Genomic DNA, 8919 nt, shown 5'->3' on the forward strand with positions numbered 1-8919 from the left:
CAGTGTTGTCCTGTCTGCTGATCCAGGTTGGATCCGCGGAAGCGGACCTGCGACACAATCTAGGCCACACCGCTAAATATGTCAACGGGGCAGGTCATTTCATGATGCGAAAACAATTTTCCAAAAAAGTGTTGCCCAGCTCACAATCCGGTGTTAGTGTCATCATCAAGTCTATGGCGGGCGCCCATCCAAGGGCCGCTATCTACCGGGCGTATCTTGAATTAAAAACCAAGTGCACACCGGTATGTGGAGGCCCCCCGGCATCCCGCAAGACAAGAATGGCCGGTTGCCCCAGTGACAAGGAAGTCACCATGAAAACCAGTAATAATGGCCAGGAGTACCTGGCCAGGGCGGTCGAGTTGGCCACGGCCAACGTCCTGGACAGCGGCGGGCCCTTCGGCGCCGTCATTGTCACCGCTGACGGAAGGGCCTTCGACGGCATCAACCGCGTCACGGCCAGCAACGACCCCACCGCTCACGCCGAGGTCACGGCCATCCGGAACGCCTGCACGGCGCTGGGCACCTTCGACCTCACCGGCGCGACCCTGTACACCAGCTGCGAACCCTGCCCCATGTGCCTGGCCTCGGCACTCTGGGCCCGCGTGGATCAGGTGTTCTTTGCCGCGGACCGGCACGACGCCGCCCGCGCCGGCTTCGACGACGCCGTCTTCTACGACTATTTCGACACCCCCGTGGAACAGCGGACCATGCCGGTGCGCCAGCTCGCTCCCGGCGCCACGGATCCCCTTGACCCGTTCAACACCTGGAACAGCCTCGCCACCCGGATTGACTACTAGGACGGGTGGCAGCAGAAATGTCACTTCTGAACCGGACCGGAAAAGACACAGTGTCCTCCGAAAACGCCGAACAACCAGCGACCAGGCGCGGCCTCGCGCATTCCATCGACAACTACTTTGAAATCACCGCACGCGGCTCCAACGTTCTGCGCGAATTCCGTGGCGGGCTGGCCACGTTCTTCGCCATGTGCTACATCGTGGTCCTGAACCCGCTGATCCTCAGCTCGGCGGACGGTTCCGGGCACACGCTGGGCATCCCCCAGGTGGCTGCCGTGACCGCCGTCGTCGCCGGCGTCACCACGATCGCGATGGGGGCATGGGCAAAGTACCCCTTCGCGCTCGCCGCCGGGCTGGGCGTGAACGCCTTCGTCTCGGCCACCATCGCCACCACCAAGAACCTGACCTGGCCGGAGGTCATGGGCCTGGTGCTCATCGCCGGCATCGTCATGTTCCTCTTGGTCCTCTCGGGGCTCCGGGAGGCCGTCATGCGGGCCGTGCCGGCCGGGCTGAAGACCGCCATCGTCGTCGGGATCGGCCTGTTCATCGCCATCATCGGGCTCGTGAACGCCGGGTTCGTCCGCCGCATCCCGGACGCCGCGCACACCACCGTGCCGCTGCAGCTGGGCCAGGACGGGAAGCTGCTGGGCTGGCCCACGCTGGTGTTCGTCTTCGGGCTGGTGCTGACCATCATCCTGGTGGTGCGCAAGGTCAAGGGCGGCATCCTGATCGGCATCGTCGCCTCCACGCTCTTTGCCATGGGACTGCAGCTTTTCACACACACGGCCTCCAGCCAGAACGACCCCTCAGGCTGGTCGCTCATGATCCCGGCCGTGCCCGGCACCTTCTTTTCCCTGCCGGATCTTTCCCTGATTGGCAAGGTGGACCTGTTTGGCGCCTTCGCCCATCTGGGCATCATGTCCGCACTGCTGCTGACTTTCACGATCCTGCTCAGCGTGTTCTTTGACGCCATGGGCACCATGACCGGGCTGGCCAGCGAGGCCGGACTGGTTGACGAGAACAACAATATGAAGAACGCCAACCGGGTGCTGCTCGTCGACGCCGCGGGTTCCATGGCCGGCGGTTTCGGCTCCGTCTCCGCCAATGAGATCTTTGTCGAGTCGGCGGCGGGCATCGCCGAGGGCGCACGCACCGGCCTGGCCAGCCTCGTTACGGGCGCGCTGTTCCTGTTGGCGGCGTTCTTTGCCCCGCTGGTGGCTATCGTGCCGTTCGAGGCGGTGGCCCCGGCCCTGGTCATCGTCGGGTTCATGATGGCGTCCCAGGTCCGCAAGGTCGACTGGAGCGATTACGGCATCGCCATCCCGGCGTTCCTGACCTTCATCCTGATGCCGTTCACGTACTCGATCGCCAACGGCCTGGGAGCCGGTTTCATCGCCTACGTCATCATCCGGATAGCGCAGGGCCGGGCCCGGGAGGTGCACGTGCTGATGTGGGGCGTCGCCGCTGCCTTTGTCGTGTACTTCGGCATGGGGACCATCCAGCAGATCCTCGGCATCGGCTAGCCGCAGGATCGGCTAGCCGCAGGATCGGCTAGCCTCAGCATCAACCAGCCACGGCCGGGCCCCTACGCTACGGGGGCCCGGCCCCCTCAATCCGCCCAGTCAACAGTCCGGCACAGGCCCCCAAATCGCACAGGAGTTTTTCGTGGACATGAACACGATCGAAGAGGTGGTGGCCACCGCCGACCCCGCGGCCTGGCGCCCAGGGGATGCCTGGCTGGCCGGGGGAACCGTGCTGTTTTCCTACGGCAGCAGCACGTTGCGCCGCCTGCTGGACATCACGGAGGCCGGTTGGGAGCCTGTCACCATCACCGCTGACGGCCTGGAACTGGCCGCCACCTGCAAGGTCGCCGAGCTCTACGCGCTGCCGGACAGGGGCGATCTGCCCACGAGGTGGACGGCCCTGGAACTGGTGCGGCTGTGCTGCGACTCCTTCGTGGCATCCTTCAAGATCTGGAACGCCTCCACGGTGGGCGGCAACATTTGCACGGCCCTGCCCGCCGGGCCCATGACGTCCCTGTGTGCTGCCCTGGACGGGGTTGCCACGGTCCTGGAGCCCGGCGGCGCAAGCCGGCAGCTGCCGGTGGCGGAACTGGTGGTGGGCGACGCCCGCACCAGCCTGGCCCCCGGCGAACTCCTGCGCAGCATCCACCTGCCCGCGGCCGCCCTGGAATCCCGCGTGGCGTTCCGGCGGCTCTCGCTGAGCAACCTGGGCCGCTCCGGCGTCCTGCTGATCGGCCGCCTGGCGCACGACGGCGGACTGGTCATCACCGTGACCGCCTCCACCAGACGCCCGGTACAGTTGCGCTTCGCGGCCGCCGCCGTGCCCGGGCCAGGTGCGGCCGGGCCGGGCGCCGTGGTGCCGGGTGCCCCGGGGCTGGACGCCGCGGCCCTGCGCAGTGCCCTGGACAAAGCCATCCCGGCGGAGCTGTACCACAACGACATCCACGGCCTGCCCCAGTGGCGCCGCGACATGACCTACCGGCTCGCCGAGGAAATCCGTGCCGAACTGCTCGGCACCCCGAATCAAACCGCAAGCGAAAGGGCCTGAACCATGGCCATGGACATCAACGGCACGCCGCACGGCAACGAGCCACGGCCCGGAGCGTGCCTGCGCACCTTCCTGCGCGAGGAAGGCATGCTCGGCGTGAAAAAGGGCTGCGATGGCGGCGACTGCGGCGCCTGCACCGTCCACGTTGACGGCGTGCCGGTGCACAGCTGCATCTACCCGGCAGTCCGTGCCCGGGGAAAGGCCGTCACCACGGTCGAGGGCCTGGCCGCCGACGGCACGCTGCACCCCCTGCAGGAGCAGTTCCTGGCCGCGCAGGGCTTCCAGTGCGGCTTCTGCACCGCCGGCATGCTCATGACCGCGTCCACCCTTGACGACGCCCAAAAGGAAAACCTGCCCCGGAACCTCAAGGGGAACCTGTGCCGCTGCACGGGCTATCGGGCCATCGAGGACGCCGTGCTTAGGGTGTCCACGGAATCAATGTCCGCGGACAGGGCGGGAGCCTGCGGTGACGCGGCCGGCGGCCATGCCGCGGGCAGACTGTCTGCCGCCAGCAACCCCGCGGCCGACAGTCACGCTGCCGCCAGCAACCCCGCGGCCGACAGTCACGCTGCATCCGGCCACGCTGCACCTGTTCAACCGGTGGCGGGCCAGATGGGAGCCAATCCGGGCGCCCCGGCCGGACGTGCCGTGGTGACGGGCACCGCCCGGTACACCCTCGATGTCGACCCTGCGGACTACCCCGGGCTGCTGCACATGAAACTCCTGCGCTCCCAGCACGCCCACGCCAGGATCGTCTCGATTGACACCGCGGCGGCCCTCCGGTTGCCAGGTGTCCACGCCGTCTTCACCCACAAGGACTCCCCGCGGCAGCTGTTTTCCACCGCGCAGCACGAGCTGTACACGGACGACCCCGATGACACGCTGGTGCTCGATTCCGTTATGCGGCATGTGGGTCAGCGGGTGGCCGCCGTCGTTGCCGATTCGGTGCATGAGGCCGAGGCCGGGGTACGCGCCCTCGTGGTCCGCTACGAGGTGTTGCCGGCCGTGCTCGACCCCGAGGAAGCGCTGCGCCCTGGCGCCCCGGCCGTCCACGGCGACAAGGATGCCGCGGCCAGCCGCATTGCCGATCCCGCGCGCAACACCGTCGCCGAACTTCACTCCGAGCTCGGCGACGTCGCTGCGGGACTGGCTGCGGCCGACGTCGTGCATCAGGAAACGTACACCACCCAGCGGGTGCAGCACACGGCGCTGGAGACCCATGCGTCCATCGCCCGCGTCGACGACGCCGGACGGCTGCACGTGCGCTCCTCGACGCAGACGCCGTTCCTGACGCGGCGTGCCCTGTGCCGCGTATTCGGCTTGGCGGAAGAGGATGTGCGCGTGGTGGCCGGCCGGGTGGGCGGCGGCTTCGGGGGCAAGCAGGAGATGCTCACCGAGGACATTGTGGCCCTGGCCGCGCTGGCGCTGCGGAGGCCCGTGCAGCTGGAATACACGCGCACCGAGCAGCTCATGGCGTCCACCACTCGGCACCCCTTCACCATCGCGCTGCGCGCTGGGGCGAGACGCGACGGCACGCTGACGGCGCTGGCCGTGGACGTGCTGGTGAACACCGGCGCCTACGGCAACCACGCCCCCGGCGTCATGTTCCACGGCTGCGGGGAGTCCCTGGCCGTGTACCAGTGTGCCAACAAGAAGGTTGACGCAAAGTCCGTCTATACGAACACTGTGCCGTCGGGAGCCTTTCGTGGCTATGGGCTGAGCCAAATGTTCTTTGCGGTGGAGTCGGCCATGGACGAACTGGCCGTGGGCTTGGGCATGGACCCCATGGAATTCCGGCGGCGGAACATGATCCGGCCGGGGGATCCCATGTTGTCCACCTCTCCCGAGCCCGAAGAAGACGTGCACTACGGCAGCTATGGGCTGGACCAGTGCGTTGCGTTGGTGGACGACGCACTGCATCGGGGCGCTGAGCGGTACCGCGACGCCGGGCTGGCGGATCTGGGGCCGGACTGGGCTGTTGGGTCGGGGACAGCGCTGTCCATGATCGACACTGTCCCGCCTCGCGGGCACTTTGCCCACACGGTGCTGGAGCTTCTTGCGGACGGCACGTTCCGGGCCAGCGTGGGGACCGCCGAATTTGGCAACGGGACGACGACGGTGCACGCCCAGTTGGCGGCGACGGCGCTGAACAGCCGGGCCGAACTGGTGTCGGTGCGGCAGTCGGACACCGCGCTGACAGAGCACGACACCGGGGCGTTTGGCTCCACCGGCACCGTGGTGGCCGGCAAGGCGACGCTCCTCGCCGCGCAGGACCTGGCGGGGGAGATCCTCAAGGTTGCCGCGGATGGTTCCGGCGCGGCCGCCGCGAAGTGCCGGCTGGTGCCGGGGGCGGTGGACTGCGCCGGAACGCTGATGCCGCTCGCGGACGTGTTTAAGTTGGCGCCCACGTTCGGGCGGACGTTGCGGACGGAGGGCCGCTGGGGCGGCACGCCGCGTTCGGTGGCGTTCAATGTCCACGGCTTCCGGGTGGCCGTCAACACCGGCACCGGCGAGCTGAAGATCCTCCAAAGCGTGCAGGCCGCGGACGCTGGCGTGGTGGTCAACCCGCGGCAGTGCCGCGGCCAGATCGAGGGCGGCATTGCCCAGGCACTGGGCGCCGCCCTGTACGAGGAAGTGCGGGTGGGGCCCGACGGCGCCGTGGAGACGGACATCCTGCGCCAGTACCACATCCCCACCTTTGCGGACGTGCCGCGCAGCGAAGTCTACTTTGCCTCCACGCATGACTCCCTGGGTCCGCTCGGTGCGAAATCGATGAGTGAGAGCCCGTTCAACCCGGTAGCGCCGGCTCTGGCCAATGCCATCCGCAACGCCACCGGCGTGCGGTTCACCCGTCTGCCGCTGGCGAGGGACGTCATGTACTTGGGCCTGAAGGCCGCGGCCGATTCGGTGGGTGCCGGGTAGCCGGACGCCGATGCGCCGGCCGGTTACGAGCCCGCAATGGAGCCGCACCGGTAATACGGCAGCTCTGAATACACTCTGGATTCTGAAGAGCCCCATAACCACCGATCCAGCGGCTAGTACCGGCCCACAATAGACGGATCGCCAGTGAGATTTTTGCGGGATTCCGGCTGCGACGTACCGCTATCCTGAGGGACCATCCAGCAGGTACAGCTCCGCGTCGGTGTCCAGGTCCGCGCCGTCGGACAGGTCACGGCAGTCCACCAGGTCGATGAGTTCGGGGTTGGCGCGCAGGAACTCCCGAGCGCCGGCGTCACCCGTTGACGTGGCAGCCGCCCGAGCAGCCAATTCCGAGTCGAAGATGATCGGGTGGCCGCGGTGCAGGCCGCCGGGCTGGTCATGGGTCCCGTATCCGGCGGCCGTGATCCGGCCAGGGCGGTGCGCGGTGATCAGCCTCGCCACGAGCGCTGCTGACATGCCCGGCTGGTCCACCAAGGCCACTAGGACATTGTTCCCTGCAGCGGCCGCTGCAACGCCGAGGCGGAACGATCCGCCCATGCCGGACGCCCAGTCATCGTTGGGCACGAGCCGGCAGCCGGCAAGGCCCGACAATTCAGCGACTTCCCCGGCTCCCGCGCCCACAACAACGGCGACGCCACTGCAGCCGCCGTCCCGCAGGACGGCGGCAGCGTGCTCCACGAGCGTGCCGGCGCGATAGACCAGCAGGGCCTTGGGTCCGCGTCCTAGTCGGGTCCCGGCCCCGGCGGCCAGCAGGACCGCCGTCGTGTTCACCATGGCACCAATGTAGCCCCGCCCGGTCCCACAGCTCGCAAGCTCGCTGTGGGTTCTTCGCGGACGTGGTGCTTGTCGAAAGGCAAATCTCGACAGCTTCGATGAGCCGCTGATGTGTCCAGTGCGGCGGGTCCGCTGCGTCGTAGTCCGGCCCAGGACGTCACGGTCCAGCCGTCCGCGGCGACGAGGGCTGGTCAATTTGATTCATGTGCTGCTCGGCCCAGTCCCGCAGGATTGCGAGCGGTCCTTGCAAGGAAAGGCCAAGATCGGTGAGGCGATAGAACACACGAGGCGGCACGGAATCCTCTACACGGCGGCTAACGAGCCCGTCGCCACCCAGCCGTTTAAGTTCCTGCGAGAGCATCCGATTTGAAATCCCCACGGCTCGGCGTTGTAGTTCCGCGAAGCCGATCTCCTCACAGCCGTCAGAGGCGAGCGTCGTCACGATCATGACGACCCATTTGGACCCGAGCCTGTCGAGTAGATCGCGGGTCGGACACGAGGGATCGAACAAATCCCCACGGCGCGGTGCCGACACGGTTACCCCGTGGTCACCAGGTGGGGCAAAAGTGCCTTCTTCCGAAAAGACAGTCGGTTCCATACGGTAACTATGTAACTATTCTGCAATCGACACAAGGAACCCCATGACCACAACAACGCTCATTCGGTCCAAAACTGTCACGCTGAACGTCGCAACGGCTGGGCAGGGGCCGGCCATCGTGCTGCTGCATGGCTTCCCGCACACCTGGCAGGTTTGGGAACCGATCATGCCGACGTTGGCGAAGACACACACGGTGATAGCACCGGATCTCCGAGGTCTCGGTGGATCATCCCGGCCCCCCGCGGGTTACACCGCAGCGGACATCGCCGGCGATGTCGTCACTATTCTCGACGCGTTAGGCCTTGGAACAGCGGTGGTCGTCGGAATGGATCTTGGTGTCCAGGCCGCGGCGCTCCTCGCGCTGACCCGTCCGGACAGGATCCGATCACTGGTCCTCTCCGAAGGGGTCATCGGTGGCCTCCATGGTGCCGAGGAATTCCTGGCCAGCCAGCCATGGTGGTTTGGCTTCCACGCCGCCCCTAGACTGGCTGAGTTGGTCCTTGCCGGCAATGAGCGCGAGTACGTAGACTTCTTTCTCCGCACCGGCACCCTCGGTGCGGGTGTATCAGAGAGTTTTCGGGCGGCGGTACTTGACGCGTATGCCGCGCCCGGGGCGTTCGAATCAGCGTTTAAACATTACCGATCTCTGCCCGAGAGTGCGCAGCAGATCGTGGCTGCCGCTGTCGGCAATCGATTCAAAATGCCCGTCCTGACGATCGGTGCGTCGACGCTGCGTGACATCACCTACTTGCAGATTGCGTCGTTGGCGGACGACGCCGAAAGCGCCGTCATCGAGTCGGCTGGCCACATCATCCCGCAGCATCAACCCGAGGCTTTCCTTAACGTTCTCCAAAGTCACCTCCGATACGTGGCTGATGCGCCACCCTACCGTGTGTCAAAAAGCTGCGTTCGGAACACGTTTTCAAAGAGATTCATCTAGTTTTGGACCCTCCGTTGCCGGAGCTGGTCTTTTGTTCATGGGTTTGCCGAACGGGCAGCCAATGACGGTGTTGGGGTGCAACGTTGTCATTAACTGCCCGTTCGGGTGTGGCTGGGTGGGGCCACGGTCGCGTGGGTCCCGGGGCGAGCTTGCCCGTTCGGGTGTGGCTGGGTGGGGCCACGGTCGCGAGGGTCCCGGGGCGAGCTTGCGAGGTCGGGGTGTGGCTGGGGGTTAGCTGTCGCCGCCGGTGTTGCCGGTGGTTCCTGCGTTGATGTTGTGGAGGTCGTACTTGGCCGCGGCCT

7 protein-coding genes are annotated in these 8919 nt (G+C 66.6%); 5 read left to right on the forward strand and 2 right to left on the reverse strand.

The features are described from left to right. Window positions 1-311 precede the first annotated feature (311 nt). The 4 genes from CVV68_RS07930 (at window position 312) to CVV68_RS07945 (ending at window position 6287) form a co-directional block, all read left to right on the forward strand. Entirely contained in the window at window positions 312-797 is a 486-nt protein-coding gene (locus CVV68_RS07930; protein WP_110500449.1) for a nucleoside deaminase, read from the forward strand. Window positions 798-814: 17 nt separating this feature from the next. Next, window positions 815-2317, forward strand: a complete 1503-nt coding sequence (locus CVV68_RS07935) for an NCS2 family permease (RefSeq protein WP_110500477.1) — start codon at window positions 815-817, stop codon at window positions 2315-2317. A 142-nt stretch (window positions 2318-2459) separates the two neighbouring features. After that, window positions 2460-3365: an FAD binding domain-containing protein gene (locus tag CVV68_RS07940; RefSeq protein WP_110500450.1), complete on the forward strand. Its 906-nt coding sequence runs from the start codon at window positions 2460-2462 to the stop codon at window positions 3363-3365. 3 nt (window positions 3366-3368) lie between these two features. After that, on the forward strand, window positions 3369-6287 hold the full coding sequence (locus CVV68_RS07945; RefSeq protein WP_110500451.1) for a molybdopterin-dependent oxidoreductase: 2919 nt from the start codon (window positions 3369-3371) through the stop codon (window positions 6285-6287). 180 nt (window positions 6288-6467) lie between these two features. Here CVV68_RS07945 and nboR read toward each other — a convergent pair whose 3' ends face one another. Then, complete coding sequence (gene nboR, locus CVV68_RS07950) at window positions 6468-7079, reverse strand: nicotine blue oxidoreductase (RefSeq protein WP_110500452.1); 612 nt, start codon at window positions 7077-7079, stop codon at window positions 6468-6470. Window positions 7080-7236: 157 nt separating this feature from the next. Beyond that, window positions 7237-7677 carry a winged helix-turn-helix transcriptional regulator gene (locus CVV68_RS07955; protein ID WP_110500453.1) on the reverse strand — a complete coding sequence of 147 codons (441 nt, stop codon included), beginning with the start codon at window positions 7675-7677 and terminating at the stop codon, window positions 7237-7239. A 43-nt stretch (window positions 7678-7720) separates the two neighbouring features. Between CVV68_RS07955 and CVV68_RS07960 the strand changes: the two genes are divergently transcribed. Continuing rightward, entirely contained in the window at window positions 7721-8617 is an 897-nt protein-coding gene (locus CVV68_RS07960) for an alpha/beta fold hydrolase (RefSeq protein WP_110500454.1), read from the forward strand. Window positions 8618-8919 lie beyond the last annotated feature (302 nt).

Origin of the sequence: Arthrobacter livingstonensis, from assembly GCF_003219815.1 — a bacterium.
Taxonomy (GTDB): Bacteria; Actinomycetota; Actinomycetes; order Actinomycetales; family Micrococcaceae; genus Specibacter; species Specibacter livingstonensis.